Genomic DNA, 16,139 nt, shown 5'->3' with positions numbered 1-16,139 from the left:
CTTGTCGTTCTTAGTCACCCCTTCCGAGGCCTGCATGTCCCTGTTCCGGCGCAAGTCCCTAGATTCCGTCACCGTCCACGAAGCCGGCAGGCGTCTGATCCCGACGCTCAGCTGGCCGCACCTGATCGCGCTGGGTATTGGCGCCATCGTCGGTACCGGCATCTACACACTGATCGGCGTCGGTGCCAACCTGGCCGGCCCGGCCGTACTGATCTCCTTCGCCATCGCCGGTGCGGTCTGCGCCTGTGCGGCGCTGTCCTACGCCGAGCTGTCGACGATGATGCCGGCCGCCGGCAGTGCCTACACCTACAGCTACAGTGCGCTGGGCGAGGTGTTTGCCTGGGTGGTGGGCTGGGGTCTGATCCTGGAGTACTCGCTGGTGGTGAGTACGGTGGCGGTGGGCTGGTCCGGCTACTTCGTCGGCTTCCTCGAATGGGTCCACACCCAGTTCGGCTGGAACGTGCACCTGCCGGCCTGGCTGGCGGCCGGCCCGCACGTGGAAGGCGGCATGATCAACCTGCCGGCGATCATCATCACCTGGCTGGTGGCCGGCATGCTGATGGCCGGCACCAAGGAAAGCGCCACCCTCAACGCCATCCTGGTGGTGTTCAAGCTGATCGCGCTGGCTATCTTCGTGGCCGTGGCCCTGCCCGCCTTCGACAGCGCCAACCTGCAGCCGTTCATGCCGTATGGCTTCGCCAAGTCGATGGGCCCCGATGGCGTCGAGCACGGCGTAATGGCAGCGGCGGCGATCATCTTCTTCGCCTTCTACGGCTTCGATGCGATCTCCACCGCCGCCGAGGAAACCAAGAACCCGGGCCGCGACCTGTCGATCGGCATCATCGGTTCGATGATCGGCTGCACCATCGTCTACGTGCTGGTGGCGCTGGCCGCCGTGGGTGCGATGAGCTACGCCGTGTTTGGCCACAGCGCCGAGCCGCTGGCGCTGATCATGCGCCAGCTGGGCCATCCGACCGCGGCGATGGTGATCGGCGTGATCGCGATCATCGCCCTGCCGACCGTGCTGCTGGCCTTCCTGTACGGCCAGAGCCGCATCTTCTTCGTGATGAGCCGTGATGGCCTGCTGCCGCGTGGCCTGTCCAAGGTCAACGCGCGCACCGGCACGCCGGTGGCGACCACGCTGTTCACCGCAGTGGTGGTGTCGGCGCTGGCCGGTGTGGCGCGCCTGGACGAGATTGCCGCGCTGGCCAACGCCGGTACCCTGGCCGCGTTCACCGCCGTCGGCATCTGCCTGGTGGTGCTGCGCCTGCGCGAGCCGAACCGCGAGCGCACGTTCCGCACGCCGCTGGCCTTCGTGGTCGGCCCGCTGGCCGCACTGGGCTGCATCTACCTGTTCCTCAGCCTGCCGCACACCACCCAGTTGTATTTCCTGCTGTGGAACGTGGCCGGCCTGGTGCTGTACTTCCTGTACAGCCGTCGCCACGCGCTGATCGCGAAATAACCGGATCACCGGTAGTGCCGGCCGCTGGCCGGCACCTCTCATCCTGTTGATACGGGCAATGCCGGCCAGCGGCCGGCACTACCACAGGGCGGTCAACCGCCCTGCTTTGCCGCGTAGTCCTGCGCCTGGCGCATCACCCGCAGCAGGTTGCCGCCCCAGATGCCGGCAATCTGCTGCTCGGTGTAACCCTTGCGCAGCAGCCACGCGGTGATCTTCGGCAGCTGGCTGACATCGGGCAGGTCGCTCAGGCCGCCGCCGCCATCCCAGTCCAGGCCGATGCCCACGTGCTCGGGGCCGACCACCTTGAGGATGTGCTCGAAGTGGGCGAAGAAGTCGTCGAGGCTGGCATGGCGCACCGGGTGCTCGTGGTCCAGCGCCTGTTCGGCCTTCAGCAGGGCAACACCCTGCTCGATGCCCATGCCTTCCCAGCCACCCAGCTGCTTGCTCAGCGCTTCCTCGGCCTGCTTGCGCTCGGGCGTCTTTGCGGTGTCGATCAGGTAGCCGCCATAGGCGTTCACCTGGATCACGCCGCCGGCCTTGGCCAGCTTGCGCAGGCGCGCGTCATCAAGATTGCGCGGGTGGTCGTAGACCGCCTTGGCTGAGCTGTGCGACAGCACGAACGGCACCGGCATCATTGCCAGCAGGTCATCGAACACCGCGTCGGACGCATGCGACTGGTCGATCACGATGCCCAGCTTCACCGCCTGCTGCACCAGGCCCTTGCCGGCCGGGCTCAGGCCTTTCCATTCCGCTCCCTTGGGGTCGGTGGCCGAATCGGCGAACTCGTTGTTGGCGAAGTGCACGGTACTGAGCAGGCGCAGGCCGGCACGGTGGTAGAACGAGAGCAGGCTGGGGTCTTCCACCAGCGGGCTGGCGTTTTCCATGCTGATGTAGACCACGCGCTTGCCGGCGGCCTTGATCCGTGCCGCGTCATCGGCGCTCAATGCCAGCGCGAAACGCTCGGGATTGGCGGCCAGCATTTCGCGGATCTCCAGCAGCCGCTGCAGGCCATGGTCACGCTCGGCAAGGTGCGCGGCTGGGCTGCGGTCGCCCTGATCGGTGTAGATCGCCCAGAAGCCACCGTCCAGCGCGCCCTCGACCATGCGCGGGTAGTCCACTTGCGAGAGTGCGTTGCGGTCGTGGCGCTGCTCGATGTCGAAGCCGGTCCGGCCGAAATTGGCCGGCGTATCCAGGTGGCTGTCGAGCGTGACCAGGCGCTGCTGCAGCGCCTTGGCGCGGGCCAGTTCCTGTGCGCTGAACTCGATGGCATGAGCCGACAGCGGCGCACACAGCGCCAGGGCAAGCACGACGGACAGGTGGCGCAACGATGGCATGGGCTCTCACCGGCAATGGGAAGAGCCCGACCATAGCGCTGCAGCCGGCAGATTTGTAGGGTCGGGCTCACGCTCGGCTGCCAGGCACCGCGAGTCGAGCATGAATCGTATTCACGGCCCGGCGGCCAGCTTCCCGCGCATTGCGATGCGTTCGAAACAATGGCGCCCCCAGGATCAGGTGGCGCGGCTCGCCTCTACATCGTCCCGCGGTCAGTCGACCACGCGGCAGAACACGGCCTTCAGGTAACGCGATTCCTGCACGTGGGCCATGAACGGATGGTCCGGACCCGCACCAGCGACCTTCAGGATCTGGATCGTGCGGCCCGAGAAATAGGCCGCGCGGCGCAGCATGTCGAGGAACTGGTCCTCGGCCACCAGGCCGGTGCAGGAGAACGTGGCGAACAGGCCGCCCGGCTTGACCACGCCCAGCGCCAGCTTGTTCATGTCCAGGTACTTCTTCAGCGCAGTGATGACCTGGTCGCGGTCGCGGGTCATCTTCGCCGGATCCAGGATCACCACGTCGTACTGCTCGCCGCGGTTGGCGGCGTCGCGCAGCCACGGGAAGATGTCGGACTGGATGAACTTCGGGCGCACGTTGTTCAGGCGCGAATTGCCCTTGGCGATCTGGATGACGTCCTCATCGATGTCGATGCCGACCACTTCCGAAGCGCCACGCGCAGCGGCATACACGGCGAAACCGCCGGTGTTGCAGCACAGGTCCAGCACGCTCTTGCCTTCCACCTGCTGGCTCAGCCACTCGCGGTTCTCGCGCTGGTCGGCGAAGAAACCGGTCTTGTGCGCGCCGGCCGGGTCGGCGCGGAACTTGATGCCGTACTCGGTGATCACCGACGCTTCGGTGGTGGTGTTGCCGTGGAAGTCGAAGCTCTCCTGCTTCTGTACGTGTTCGTCGGCGAAGCTGTGGAAACGGCAGCCCGGGAACTGCTCGCGCAGGGCGTCGTAGATCCATTCGCGGTGGCGGAACATGCCGGCGGCGAAGAACTCGACCACCACCAGGTCGCCGTAGCGATCCACCACCAGGCCGGACAGGCCGTCGCCTTCGCTGTGCACCACGCGCCAGGCGTCGGAGACCGCGTCGAGCTTCAGCACCTCACGGCGCAGCGACACCGCCTGGGCGATCTTGCGCGAGAACCAGCCGGCATCGACCGGCACGTTCTGGTCGGTTTCGAGGATGCGCACGGCGATGCGCGAGTGCCCGTTGTAGAACCCGCGGCCAATGAACTCGCCATCGATGCCGACCACGTCGACGATGGAACCGGGCTTGGGCCGGACGGTCGGTTTCTCGACCAGTTTCTGGAAGATCCACGGGTGGCTGGAACGCCACGCATTCTTGAGGCGGACAATCGGAAGGGGGGTATTCATCCACCCATTGTAAACCGGGCGCCGGGGGTCGGATCCCCGCAGGGGCTCTGACCCCAGTGTGGCGACAATGGGGTCAGAGCCCCTTTGAGGATCCGACCCCTGGCCTCCCCCATTTGACGGCGGCGGGGCCAGACGGCAGAATCGGCGCCAGAAGGGGAGTAGCTCCCAGACGTTGTCGCCGTCATTTCGAGCCCGCAGGCTCCGGTGCAACGGCAGTTCCAGCCGACTGGAACTGCGAGCGAGACCTTCGCCGTACTGGCGAAGCTCTGTCCCTGGATCCCCCTCCCGATCCTCCGTTGCAGATCCTCGCCGTCCGGCCTGGCATTCATCTTTCCAACGGACATTCCCAATGCAGACGATCGGTAACGTGTGGTTGTGGGGCGGCTTCGCAGCGGTGGTGGTCATCGCCCTGCTGGTCGACCTCGTGTTGATGCGCCATGGTGGACCGCACAAGGTCACCTTCAAGGAGGCCCTGTGGTGGTCCATCGGCTGGGTAGCGCTGGCCCTGCTGTTCAATGCGGGCCTCTGGTACTACCTGAATGAAACCGCCGGCCAGGTGGTGGCCAACAAGGTCGGCCTCGAATTCCTGACCGGCTACCTGGTCGAGAAGGCGCTGGCGGTCGACAACATCTTTGTGTTCCTGATGATCATGAGCTACTTCGCGGTGCCGGAGGAGCAGCGCCAGAAGGTGCTGATCATCGGCATCCTGGGCGCGATCGTGCTGCGTACGATCATGATCTTCGCCGGCAGCGTGCTGATCAGCCAGTTCCATTGGCTGCTCTACGTGTTCGGCGCCTTCCTGCTGTTCACCGGCTGGAAGATGTGGTTCGCCGCCGGCCAGGAGCCGGACCTGGAAACCAATCCCGCCCTGCGCTGGATGCGCAAGCACCTGCGCCTGCTGCCGGACTATGCCGGCAACGCACTGAGCGTGAAGCGCGACGGCGTGCGCTGGTTCACCCCGCTGTTCGCGGTGCTGATCCTGATCGCGGTCACCGACGTTATCTTCGCCGTGGACAGCATCCCGGCGATTTTCGCGATCACCACCGACCCGTTCATCGTGCTCACCTCCAACGTATTCGCGGTGCTGGGCCTGCGCGCGATGTTCTTCCTGCTGGCCGGCATGGCCGACCGCTTCCACCTGCTGCCGTATGGCCTGGCGCTGGTGCTGGGCTTCATCGGCATCAAGATGATGATCATCGACCTGTTCAAGATCCCGACCCCGGTGTCGCTGGGCGTGGTCGCGGTGATCATCGCCGCCACCGTGGTACTGAGCCTGAAGTACCCGCCGAAGGAAGGCTCCGGCCACGCCTGATCATGGCCGGCCGGCGGGATTGTCCCGCCGGCCTCACCCACTCTCCCGTTGCGGTGGCCTTGGTTTCGCGCCAGTCACCGCCATTGCTGAGGTATGGACAACAACGCGCCCCTGCCCGCTGGCGACCTGCCGGCCTCCCGCAATGACCGCTCGCGCATCCTGCGGGCGTTCAATGTCAGCCTGGCCGCCGTGCTGGTGCTGGTGGCCGTGTTCGCCCTGCAGGGCACCTTCGACTGGCGGCCCTGGGCGGTCGCGCCGCTGGAAGCCAAGGGCCTGCTTGGCCTGATCGGCGGCCCGATGCTGCATGCCTCGGTCGAGCACATCGCCGCCAACAGCATCGCGATCCTGATCCTGGGCACGCTGGCCGGCAGCGTCTACCCGAAAGCCACCGTGCGCGCCCTGCCCCTGCTGTGGCTGGGCTCGGGCATCGGTGCGTGGATGCTGGGCAATCCGGGCAGCGTGCACCTGGGCGCCAGCGGCGTCACCCATGGCCTGATGTTCCTGCTGGCCAGCCTGGGCCTGCTGCGCCGCGATCGTGCAGCGATTGCCACCGGTCTGATCGGCATGCTGTTCTACGGCGGCATGCTGATGACCATCCTGCCGCACGCCGACGGCGTGTCCTGGCAGTCGCACATGGGCGGCGCCTTCGCCGGCATCATCGCCGCGCTGCTGTTCCGCAATGCCGACCCGCTGCCGCCGCGCCCGCGTTACAGTTGGGAAGACGAAGAAGAAGACGTCGAACCTTTACCCGACGACGAGCTGGAACCGCCGTCACCGCAGCGCGTGCCGGTGCTGTGGCAGCCGCGCGAAGGCCAGGACTACGTGGTGATCCCGTTCCGCCGGCCGGACGAGCCGCGCGACTGAAAATGCCCCGGTAGTGCCGGCCGCTGGCCGGCACCCTCATGAACCGGTAGTGGCCGACCTTGGTCGGCGCGGTTGTTGTGTGCCAACCAAGGTTGGCACCTACCAGAGTCCGTCAGTTCGCCGCATTCCCCGCCGCGCCCATGCCATCCACCGCCTGCCGGCCCAGTGCCGGGTCATCGGTGAAGAAGGCATCGATGCCGGTGGCCAGATAGGCACGCATCTCGGCAATCGAACCCTCGGCATTGCGCGCGTTGTCGGCGCCCTTGCGCAGGTTGCTGGCCTGGAAGTGGTTCTCCGGACGGAAGGTGTACGGAATCACCATCAGGCCCACTGCATGTGCGTCCTGTACCAGCGTGGTCGGAGTGCTCAGCGCGCCCTTGGCGTCCAGCGGAATGATCGAGCGCAGTTCCGGGCCGATGCTGTCGGCGTAGCTGGCGATGTCCTTCAGTCCTGCCGGCGTCATCATCTGGGCGTAGGTCAGCTTGCCACCGGCCTTGGCGATGTCGGCCGGCTGGGTGTCGCCCTTCCACAGCAGTTGCAGCAGGCGGATGTTGCTGCCGCGCGGGATCTTGCCGCGCAGGTAGCGCAGGTTGGCGGTCTCGAACGACTGGATGGTGACCGGGCCGACGTTGGTATAGGCATTGCCACGCAGCGCGGTCAGGAGCTTGTCTTCCATCGGCAGGCCGATCGACTGGAAGTAGGTCGGGTGCTTGATCTCCGGCACCAGGCCGATGCCACGGTTGGCACGCCCGGCCTGCTGGACAAGGAATGCGAGGATCTCGTCCAGGCTGGCGATGCGGAACTGGCCGTCATAGGCGGTGCTGCGCAGTTCCGGCAGGCGCTCGCGCGCGTACAGCGTCTTCAGCTCGGCCAGGGTGAAGTCTTCGGTGAACCAGCCGTCCACCTTCTGCCCGTCGATGACCTTGCTGGTGCGGCGGCTGGCGAATTCGGGATGCGAGGCCACATCAGTGGTGCCGCTGATCTCGTTCTCGTGGCGGGCGACCATCACTCCGTCCCTGGTCATCACCAGGTCCGGCTCGATGTAGTCGGCGCCATCGGCGATCGCCTGCGCATAGGCGGCCAGGGTGTGCTCGGGCAGCAACGCGCTCGCCCCGCGATGGCCATAGACCGACACCTTGTGCGCGGCCGGGGTGGAGGATTCAGCACTCATGGCCACCGATGGTGCCACGGCCAGCGACAACAGCAACGCACAACCCCACGACTTCACTGCGACTTCCCCAAGCGGTATGTGATGGGCGTCAGTATGCGGCGGCAATGTGACAGGTGGGGGACCTGGGGTCGGATCCCCGCAGGGGCTCCGACCCCGTAGCGATCCCGGGGAGCTCGTTCGGCTGGGTTGCCGGCCAGCGGCCGGCACTACCAAGGCTTACTTGCCGATGCAGAAACTGGAGAAGATCCTTCCCAGCAGATCATCGGCACTCATCTGCCCGGTGATCTCACCCAGCGCGTCATGCGCCAGCCGCAGTTCCTCGGCGGCCAGCTCCAGGTGCTCGTGCGCCAGCTCGCCATCGGCGCGCTGCGCATGTTCCTGCGCACGTTCGATTGCATCCACATGGCGCGTGCGCGCGGAGAACTCGCCATCCACCTGCTCCCCTGCCCCGGCCGAAGCGATCGAACGCAGACGCGCGTGCAGATCGTCGAGCCCGGCGCCGGTGGCGGCCGAAACGAACACGCGGTCCGGATCGTCCAGCGACGGCAACGCCTCCAGCAGGTCCGACTTGTTGTGGATGTAGACCTTGTGCGGCACCGCCGCCACGGCCTCGCCCAGCGCCGCTTCGCCGGCCGCCGGATCGCGCGCATCCAGCACGATCAGCGCCAGGTCGGTGCGCTCGATTTCCACGTGGGCGCGGCGCATGCCTTCGCGTTCGATGGCGTCACCGCCGTCGCGCAGGCCGGCGGTGTCGACCAGGGTCAGCTCCAGGCCGTCCAGGCGGATGGTCTCGCGCAGGGTGTCGCGGGTGGTACCGGCGATGTCGGTGACGATGGCGCGTTCGCTGCCGGCCAGGGCGTTGAGCAGTGAGCTCTTGCCGGCATTCGGCGGACCGATCAGCACCGCGTGCAGGCCATCGCGCAGGCGACGGCCGCGTTCGGCATCGCGGCGCAGAATGGCCAGATCGCTGCGCGCCTGTTCCAGCCCACGCCGCACCTGCGCGCCACCGAGCGTATCCAGCGGTTCGTCGGCAAAATCGATGGCCGCTTCCACGTGGATGCGCAGCAGCACCAGCTGCTCGACCACGGCGTCGATGCGGCGCGAGAACACGCCATCCAGCGAACGGCGTGCCGCGCGCGCGGCGCGATTGTCGCCCGCGGCGATCAGGTCGGCGATGGCCTCGGCCTGGGCCAGGTCGAGCTTGCCGTTGAGGAATGCCCGTTCACTGAACTCACCCGGCCGCGCCTGGCGCGCGCCGAGCGCGATGCAGCGCGCGACCAGCTGCTGCAGCAGCACCGGGCTGCCGTGGCCCTGCAGTTCCACCACTTCCTCGCCGGTGAAGCTGTTCGGTGCCGGGAACCACAGCACGATGCCATCGTCGATGACCTCGCCGTCGGCATCACGCAGGCGCGCGTAGTGCGCGTGGCGCGGACGCAGTGCAGGTGCACCCAGTGCATTGGCGATGGCCGCAGCACGCGGGCCGGACAGGCGCAGCAGGCCGACACCGCCGGCGCCAGGGGCACTGGCGATGGCGACGATGGTGTCGGTGCGGATCGCGTCGTTCATGGCTCAGAGCTTCTCCAGCTGTGCGCGCGCCTGTGCCGCGCCACTGCCCTGCGGCTGCAAGGCCAAGTAGGTGGTGTAGGCCTGCTTGGCCTTGGCCTTGTCGCCGGCGTTGAAGTAGGCATCACCCAGGTTGAGATAGGCCACTGCACGCGAGGGGTCGATCTTCAGCGTGTTCTCCAGCCAGCGCGCCGCTTCGGCATAGCGCTGCTGGCGGTAGTAGACGAAGCCGAGGTTGTTGGCGGCCTGGGCGAAGTCCGGACGCAGCTTCAGTGCTTCGGTGAACTGCGCCACCGCCTCGTCGTACTGCTTCTCGCGGTACAGCTGCAGGCCGCGGTCATTGGCCTGCTGCGCGCGCTGGCGATCCGACGCCGGGCCCGCAGTGGGCACCACCAGCTTGGCCTTGCCGCCCTGCAGGTCGGCCACCGTCACCGGCGCGTGGCTGCCCTTGGCTTCGCTGGCGGCTTCAACCTTGTTGTTCAGTGCGATCGCATCGGCGGTCAACTGGCGCGTATCGGCATTGAGGAACTCCTGGCTGTCCGGCACCTGGAACACGAACTCGCCGCCCTGCGAACCGGGCAGGCTGCCGAAGGCCGGGGTCTGGTGTGAAACGGCTGAGACGGCCGGCGCAACGTAGGCGGCCAGTTCGGTACCGGTGATCAGCCCATCGCCGTTGAGGTCGCCCTTGCCGGCCAATGCCTGCAGCAGCACCCAGGTGAACACCGAGTGGCCGTTCGGACCGGCGTCGGCCACCTGCTGGTCGGCACCGCCGGCGGTCAGCATCTGCCGCGCGCTGCGCCGCGCGTTCTCGCGCAGGAACGACGACGACGATGGACCGCCACGGGTCAGGCCCAGGCCGCTGTAGCAGGCATCCATCACGAACATCACGTGCTTGGCCTGCATGCTCTCGGCGATGTTCTGGATGTCGGTCATCGCGATGGCGTCGGTAGCGAATTCCTTCGGGTCCGAATCGACCGGGATGATGTAGCCGAGGTCGCGCCCGGAGGCGAGCTGGCGGGTCGCGCCATGGCCGGCGAAGAACACGAACACGCGATCGTTCTTGCCAGTGCGGTCATCGGCCAGGCGGTCGTGGAAGGCAGCCAGGATGTTGTTGCGCGTGGCCTGCTCGTTCTTCAGCACGATCACCTGCGAGGACGGGAAGCCGAACTGCCCGGTCAGGGTATCGGCCACCGCCTGCGCATCGTGGCTGGCGTACTCCAGCTTCGGCCACTTGGCGTAGTTGTCGATGCCGACCACGATCGCCCAGGACTTCTCGTAGCCGGTGGTGACGGTGGCATCGTTGGTCGCGCCCTTGCGCGCACGGGCGACCGTGAAGTCGCGGCCGTTCCAGCCAGCGAACTGGTAGCCATCGGCGATCAGCCGGTCGAGGATCTGCGGCAGCGCCTTCACCGCACGATCGTGAATGTCGTGGAACAGGATGATGCCGCGCTGTTCCTTGTTCACCTGGTCGAGCACGCGCTGCACGATCGATTCCGGCACCGGGTCGGCCCAGTCCATCGAGTCGATGTTCCACATGATCGACTTCAGCCCGGCTTCGTTGAGCAGCTGCAGGCCTTCGGCATTGCGTGCGCCATAGGGGAAGCGGAACAGCGGCGCGCGCTTGCTGTCGACATCCTTCAGCAGCGTGTCGGTGTCCAGCACCTGCTGGCGCAGCGCGTCACCGGTGGTGCGCGACAGCTGGGCGTGGGTCAGGCTGTGATTGCCGACCGCATAGCCCTCTTCCATCAGGTTGCGGCTGATCTTCGCCATCGGGCCGAGGCTGACCTTGCCGTCGGCCTCGACCTTGCCCAGGTTGCGGCCCACTTCGAAGAACACGCCCGGCACGTCGTAGCGCTTGAGGATGGCCACCACTTCATCGGTGTAGGCCTTGTGCGGGCCATCGTCGAAGGTGAGCACAACGGTCTTGGCCGGCAGGTCGCGGCCGAAGATCTCGCGGTCGCTGTCCTTCATCGACATCGGGTACGGCTCGATTACGCCATAGTCGCGCAGGATCGCTTCGCGGCTGTAGTCCTTGTGCAGGTGGGCGATGTAGTCGTCCCACTTCTCACGCTTCAGTTCGATGGCGCGGGTGCGCTCGAAACGGCTGAAGATGCGGGTCAGTTCCTGGTTGTAGTTGCGCTCGATCTCATCAAGCGCCTCCAGGTCCTCACCGATGCGCTGGTGCAGCTTCACCGCCGGCAGCGACGAATCGATGCCGACCCGTTCATGCAGATCACGCAGCACTTCGCGGAAGGCCAGGCGGTCGGCGTCGAACAGTTCCGGCGCCGACTCGATGTAGTCCAGCACGGTGCCGAGGGTGGCGAAGCGCTGCGGACTGGAGCCGCGCAACAGCGTGTCGAACTGCGCGGCGATGGCCGTGCGCTGTTCCAGGCCATCGTGGAACAGCTGCTGGCCCACGCGCGTGGAGGTACTGCGGTCGGCAGCCGACTGCTGTTCCTCGTCGGCCAGCAGCACGATGATGCGGCGGTAGCCGTCGAGCTGCTTCTGCAGCGCGGCCAGCAACGGTGCAGCGGCGGGATCGGCGGCGGCCGCGGCCTGCGCGCTGGGCTGGGTGACCGTGGTCGCCGGCGCCTTCGCGTCCTTGTCGCCACAGCCGGCAACGACCAGGGTCAACAACAGCGACGGCAGGAACAGGCGGAACGACGACGCACGCTGCATGGTGGACTCGAAGGTGGGAGGAACGGTGTGCCGGCGATTCTAACGCCGCATGCGAAAAGCCCGCCTTGCGGCGGGCTTCTCATCGACCGGGGCGGTAGTAGAGTCGACTGTTAGTCGACTGCTCTACTGCCAGTCGACCAACAGTCGACTCTACAGGTCGGGATTACTTCTTTTTGACCGGGGCCGGCGCGGTGGTGGCCGGGACCGGCTCGCCGCCATGGCGCTTGGTCATCCACCACTGCTGCAGCAAGCCCAGGCCGCCGTTGACCACCCAGTACAGGACCAGGCCGGACGGCATGAAGGCCATCATGACGCCGAACACCAGCGGCATGAACTGCATCATCTTCTGCTGCATCGGGTCCATGCCCGGTGCCGGGGTCAGCTTCTGGGTGAACCACATCACTGCCACGTTGATGACCGGCAGGATGAAGTACGGGTCGCGTGCGGTCAGGTCCTGGATCCAGCCGAACCAGGGCGCCTGGCGCAGTTCGACCGATTCGACCAGCACCCAGTACAGGGCGAAGAAGATCGGCATCTGGATGAGGATCGGCAGGCAGCCCCCCATCGGATTGATCTTTTCCTTCTTGTACAGCTCCATCATCGCGGTCTGGAACTTCTGGCGGTCATCGCCATAGCGTTCCTTCAGCTGCGCGATGCGCGGCTGGAAACGACGCATCTTGGCGCCGCTCTTGTACTGGGTTGCCGACAGCGGGTACAGCACCAGCTTCAGCAGCACCACCAGGCCGACGATCGCCCAGCCCCAGTTGCCGACCAGCTTGTGCACCTGGTTCAGCACCCAGAACAGGCCCTGGCCGATCACCGCCATCATCGAGAAGCGGCTGTAGTCGACCACGCGGTCCAGGCCCGGCACGTCTTCCTTGGCGATCAGGTTGACCAGCTTCGGGCCGACCCACAGGCGGGCTTCGGTGCTGGTGGACTGGCCCGGGGCCACGGTGAAGGCCGGGCCACGCGCTTCGATCAGGTCACGACCGGCCACCTGCGACAGCACGTAGTGTGCGGTCTGGTCCTTCTGCGGGATCCAGGCGGTGAAGAAGTGGTGCTGCAGCATCGCCAGCCAGCCGCCGGTGATGTTCTGGTTCAGCGTGCCGTCTTCCAGGTAGTCCTTGAACGCACGACGCTGGTACTTCTTGTCGTTGTCGTACCAGGTGGCACCGTTGAAGCTGAAGGAATCCGGGTTGGTCATGCTCCGCGACAGGATGGTCGGGGTGCGGTCCAGGGTGCGGTAGACATAGCCGTTCCACGGCGCGGCGCCAGCGTTGCTGACTTCGTCCTTGAAGCGCACGGCGTACTCGTTGCGCGAGACGGTCAGGGTGCGCTTGATGGTCACGCCGCTGTCGGCAGTCCACACGAACGGGATCTGCAGCTCGTTCTGGCCCTTGGCCAGCACGAAGTCCTTGGTGTCACCCACCAGCTTGAAGCCGTCGGCGCCGGGGACCGGGGTGTTCTTGTCTTCGCTGGCCCAGCCACTGATCGCGCTGTACGGGTGCGCGGGGTCTTCGGTCAGCAGGCGGACCGGCGGGCTGCCTTCGTCCTTGGTCTGCGGGAACTGCAGCAGCTCGGCGTCGAGCACGCGGCCGCCGTCGAGCACCAGGCGCAGCACGTCGGTGGTGACGGTCACGCGCTGGCTGGCCGGGGTAGCGCTGGCCTGGGCCTGTGCGGCGGCCTGGCCGGGGGCGCCCGGCACCTGGGCGCTGGGGATGGCGCCGGGGTTCGCGCCCGGAACACTCTGTGCGGCGGCCGGGGCCGACGTGGTGGTTGGTGCCGGGGTCGGAGCAGCCTTTTCACGGCTCCACTCCATCCACAGCAGCACGGCCACCATCAGCCAGGCAAAAATGAGGAATACGCGGGTCTGGTTCATCAGCGGACAGGCTCGGCGGGGCCGGGACGCGATGCCGGCTCGGTCAAAGAAGGAGTTGCGATGCCATCAGGCGGCGGCATTGTGCCGTCCACGCCCGGCGTGGGCAATGCACGCAGGCGACGCAGCAGGCGCAGGAAGGCCTGGCGGATCTCGTCGTTGCTGGCGGAACGCGCAGCACTACGAGCCACGACGACAAAGTCGCCTGGCTGGATGTCGGTACGTGTCTGACGCAGGATGTCGCGCAGGACGCGCTTGATCCGGTTACGCCCGACGGCGTTCGGATCAACCTTGCGGGAAACCGCCAGACCCAGCCTGGCCGGCCGGTCAGCCGGCAGCCAGTGCAGGGTCATCAGCGGATCGGACACACGGCGGGCGCCGTTGAAGACCGTTGAGTATTCGGCACGCGTGCGAACCCGCGCAGAGCGAGGGAATCGCTTGCGCGGGTCTGCAGTATTCACTGTCGAAGGGATTGCGTCTGCCGCGGGGTGCGGCATGGCAATCAGGCGCTCAGGACTTTGCGGCCCTTGGCGCGGCGACGCGACAGGATCTTGCGGCCGTCAGCGGTCTTCATACGGGCACGGAAGCCGTGGTCGCGCTTACGCTTGAGGTTGCTGGGCTGGTAGGTGCGCTTCGTGGCCATTGGGGGCCTCTCGTATGAATGGGACGGAAAGAACCGGAAATTCTAGAGAGGTACCCTGCCCCAAGTCAACCCCTGGCAGCTACGCGAATTCACCGGGCTGTGCAATAGCTGTGGATGTTTTTGTGAATAAGTAGGGGACAAGCATTCCGAAGGCGGGCGCTCGGTGGTAGTCTGAGCCATCCATTTCCCCCCTTTCAGGCCTGTGTTTGGGCGCCTTGTCGCGTCCATGCCCCGGCCACCGGACGATTATTGCTGATGGATGCTTGGTCCCGTAGTCTCGAGCGCCTCGAAGCGGAGTTCCCGCCGGAAGACGTTCATACCTGGCTGAAGCCACTGCAGGCCGATCTGCGCGTGGACAGCCTGGTGCTGTATGCACCGAATGCCTTCATCGTCGACCAGGTCCGCGAGCTGTACCTGGCCCGGATCCGCGAACTGCTGGCGCACTTCGCCGGTTTCAGCGACGTTTTTCTTGAAATCGGCTCGCGCCCGCGCCCTGTGGAGGCGCAGAACGCGCCGGTTTCCACGCCGTCGGCGCATGTGTCCAGCGAACCGCAGGTGCCGTTCGCCGGCAACCTGGACAACCACTACACGTTCGCCAACTTCGTCGAAGGCCGCAGCAACCAGCTGGGCCTGGCCGCCGCCTTCCAGGCGGCGCAGAAGCCGGGCGACCGCGCGCACAACCCGCTGCTGCTGTACGGGGGCACCGGCCTGGGCAAGACCCACCTGATGTTCGCCGCCGGCAACGCCATGCGCCAGGCCAATCCGGGCGCGAAGGTGCTGTACCTGCGTTCGGAACAGTTCTTCAGCGCGATGATCCGGGCCCTGCAGGAAAAGACCATGGATCAGTTCAAGCGCCAGTTCCAGCAGGTGGACGCGCTGCTGATCGATGACATCCAGTTCTTCGCCGGTAAGGACCGCACCCAGGAAGAGTTCTTCCACACCTTCAACGCGTTGTTCGATGGCAAGCAGCAGATCATCCTGACCTGCGACCGCTATCCGCGCGAAGTCGAGGGCCTGGAAGCGCGCCTGAAGTCGCGGCTTGCTTGGGGCCTGTCGGTCGCGATCGAACCGCCGGACTTCGAGACCCGCGCCGCGATCGTGCTGGCCAAGGCACGCGAACGCGGTGCCGAGATTCCCGATGATGTTGCGTTCCTGATCGCCAAGAAGATGCGCTCCAACGTGCGCGACCTCGAAGGCGCGCTCAATACCCTGACCGCCCGCGCCAATTTCACCGGCCGCGCGATCACCACCGAATTCGCCCAGGAAACCCTGCGCGACCTGCTGCGCGCCCAGCAGCAGGCGATCAGCATTCCCAACATCCAGAAAACCGTTGCCGACTACTACGGCCTGCAGATCAAGGATCTGCTGTCGAAGCGTCGGACCCGCTCGCTGGCACGCCCGCGCCAGGTCGCCATGGCCCTGACCAAGGAACTGACCGAGCACAGCCTGCCCGAGATCGGCGATGCCTTTGCCGGTCGCGATCACACCACGGTGCTGCATGCCTGCCGCCAGATCCGGACCCTGATGGAAACCGACGGCAAGCTCCGCGAGGACTGGGACAAGCTGATCCGGAAGCTGAGCGAATGATGCACGGATGCCGATGAGGCGTCATCGCACAAAACGGTGCAGAATCCGGTAGCAAGCGCGGGACACGTTGTGGATAAAAATGGCGTTTGAAATCGCGTCGGTTTTATCCACAGCTTTCCCCACCCCCTGGGGGTCGGTAATACAGAGGGTTTCGATGCCTGAAATCCTTTTATTTACAAAGACTTAGCGTTGTTTTCCAGCGATTCTGTCTCTACCAGCACCACCAAGCTTTTGATTTATTCCACATTTTTTAAAGCATAGGGGCACG

At 66.0% G+C, this 16,139-nt stretch carries 12 protein-coding genes; 4 read left to right on the top strand and 8 right to left on the bottom strand.

Features of this window, described 5'->3' with window-relative positions; genetic code table 11:
- The first annotated feature begins 34 nt into the window (after positions 1 to 34).
- Positions 35 to 1,462, top strand: coding sequence for an amino acid permease (locus tag AC5P67_RS16720; protein WP_495214945.1), 1,428 nt, complete (start codon positions 35 to 37; stop codon positions 1,460 to 1,462).
- 92 nt (positions 1,463 to 1,554) lie between these two features.
- Here the strand turns inward: AC5P67_RS16720 and AC5P67_RS16715 are convergent, their stop codons facing one another.
- Positions 1,555 to 2,796, bottom strand: a complete 1,242-nt coding sequence (locus tag AC5P67_RS16715; protein WP_099490221.1) for a dipeptidase — start codon at positions 2,794 to 2,796, stop codon at positions 1,555 to 1,557.
- Between the two features lie 210 nt (positions 2,797 to 3,006).
- Entirely contained in the window at positions 3,007 to 4,176 is a 1,170-nt protein-coding gene (locus AC5P67_RS16710; RefSeq protein ID WP_005411721.1) for a class I SAM-dependent rRNA methyltransferase, read from the bottom strand.
- 349 nt (positions 4,177 to 4,525) lie between these two features.
- Here AC5P67_RS16710 and AC5P67_RS16705 point away from each other — a divergent pair, with 349 nt between their 5' ends.
- The gene (locus AC5P67_RS16705) at positions 4,526 to 5,488 is read left to right on the top strand and encodes a TerC family protein (protein WP_005411722.1); all 963 of its coding nucleotides are present in this window, start codon (positions 4,526 to 4,528) and stop codon (positions 5,486 to 5,488) included.
- 93 nt (positions 5,489 to 5,581) lie between these two features.
- Positions 5,582 to 6,352, top strand: coding sequence for a rhomboid family intramembrane serine protease (locus tag AC5P67_RS16700; RefSeq protein WP_329754864.1), 771 nt, complete (start codon positions 5,582 to 5,584; stop codon positions 6,350 to 6,352).
- Positions 6,353 to 6,464: 112 nt separating this feature from the next.
- Here the strand turns inward: AC5P67_RS16700 and AC5P67_RS16695 are convergent, their stop codons facing one another.
- From AC5P67_RS16695 to rpmH, 6 genes are all read right to left on the bottom strand, one after another.
- Positions 6,465 to 7,580: a glycerophosphodiester phosphodiesterase gene (locus AC5P67_RS16695; RefSeq protein ID WP_005411724.1), complete on the bottom strand. Its 1,116-nt coding sequence runs from the start codon at positions 7,578 to 7,580 to the stop codon at positions 6,465 to 6,467.
- Positions 7,581 to 7,739: 159 nt separating this feature from the next.
- On the bottom strand, positions 7,740 to 9,089 hold the full coding sequence (gene mnmE, locus AC5P67_RS16690) for a tRNA uridine-5-carboxymethylaminomethyl(34) synthesis GTPase MnmE (protein ID WP_049453515.1): 1,350 nt from the start codon (positions 9,087 to 9,089) through the stop codon (positions 7,740 to 7,742).
- Between the two features lie 3 nt (positions 9,090 to 9,092).
- Positions 9,093 to 11,765, bottom strand: coding sequence for a polysaccharide deacetylase family protein (locus tag AC5P67_RS16685; RefSeq protein WP_111118528.1), 2,673 nt, complete (start codon positions 11,763 to 11,765; stop codon positions 9,093 to 9,095).
- Between the two features lie 163 nt (positions 11,766 to 11,928).
- On the bottom strand, positions 11,929 to 13,644 hold the full coding sequence (gene yidC / locus AC5P67_RS16680; protein ID WP_049420921.1) for a membrane protein insertase YidC: 1,716 nt from the start codon (positions 13,642 to 13,644) through the stop codon (positions 11,929 to 11,931).
- Complete coding sequence (gene rnpA / locus AC5P67_RS16675) at positions 13,644 to 14,138, bottom strand: ribonuclease P protein component (RefSeq protein WP_005411728.1); 495 nt, start codon at positions 14,136 to 14,138, stop codon at positions 13,644 to 13,646. The genes yidC and rnpA overlap by 1 nt, the downstream gene beginning before the upstream one ends.
- A gap of 5 nt (positions 14,139 to 14,143) precedes the next feature.
- Positions 14,144 to 14,284 (bottom strand): 50S ribosomal protein L34, encoded by a 141-nt coding sequence (gene rpmH, locus AC5P67_RS16670; RefSeq protein ID WP_005411729.1) that lies wholly within the window; start codon positions 14,282 to 14,284, stop codon positions 14,144 to 14,146.
- Positions 14,285 to 14,539: 255 nt separating this feature from the next.
- On the opposite strand from rpmH, the gene dnaA reads away from it, so the two are divergent.
- Positions 14,540 to 15,871, top strand: a complete 1,332-nt coding sequence (gene dnaA, locus AC5P67_RS16665; protein WP_005411730.1) for a chromosomal replication initiator protein DnaA — start codon at positions 14,540 to 14,542, stop codon at positions 15,869 to 15,871.
- Positions 15,872 to 16,139 lie beyond the last annotated feature (268 nt).

The organism is Stenotrophomonas sp. YJH_SMC_21, from assembly GCF_059369555.1.
This window is presented reverse-complemented; position numbering and strand designations above follow the sequence as displayed.

What these genes read in the sequence shown, in the direction of transcription:
- AC5P67_RS16685 (WP_111118528.1), bottom strand. Translation starts at nt 11,765, where the DNA reads ATGCAGCGTGCGTCGTCGTTCCGCCTGTTCCTGCCGTCGCTGTTGTTG.
- dnaA (WP_005411730.1), top strand. Translation starts at nt 14,540, where the DNA reads ATGGATGCTTGGTCCCGTAGTCTCGAGCGCCTCGAAGCGGAGTTCCCG.
- yidC (WP_049420921.1), bottom strand. Translation starts at nt 13,644, where the DNA reads ATGAACCAGACCCGCGTATTCCTCATTTTTGCCTGGCTGATGGTGGCC.
- AC5P67_RS16715 (WP_099490221.1), bottom strand. Translation starts at nt 2,796, where the DNA reads ATGCCATCGTTGCGCCACCTGTCCGTCGTGCTTGCCCTGGCGCTGTGT.
- AC5P67_RS16705 (WP_005411722.1), top strand. Translation starts at nt 4,526, where the DNA reads ATGCAGACGATCGGTAACGTGTGGTTGTGGGGCGGCTTCGCAGCGGTG.
- rnpA (WP_005411728.1), bottom strand. Translation starts at nt 14,138, where the DNA reads ATGCCGCACCCCGCGGCAGACGCAATCCCTTCGACAGTGAATACTGCA.
- mnmE (WP_049453515.1), bottom strand. Translation starts at nt 9,089, where the DNA reads ATGAACGACGCGATCCGCACCGACACCATCGTCGCCATCGCCAGTGCC.
- AC5P67_RS16710 (WP_005411721.1), bottom strand. Translation starts at nt 4,176, where the DNA reads ATGAATACCCCCCTTCCGATTGTCCGCCTCAAGAATGCGTGGCGTTCC.
- rpmH (WP_005411729.1), bottom strand. Translation starts at nt 14,284, where the DNA reads ATGGCCACGAAGCGCACCTACCAGCCCAGCAACCTCAAGCGTAAGCGC.
- AC5P67_RS16720 (WP_495214945.1), top strand. Translation starts at nt 35, where the DNA reads ATGTCCCTGTTCCGGCGCAAGTCCCTAGATTCCGTCACCGTCCACGAA.
- AC5P67_RS16700 (WP_329754864.1), top strand. Translation starts at nt 5,582, where the DNA reads ATGGACAACAACGCGCCCCTGCCCGCTGGCGACCTGCCGGCCTCCCGC.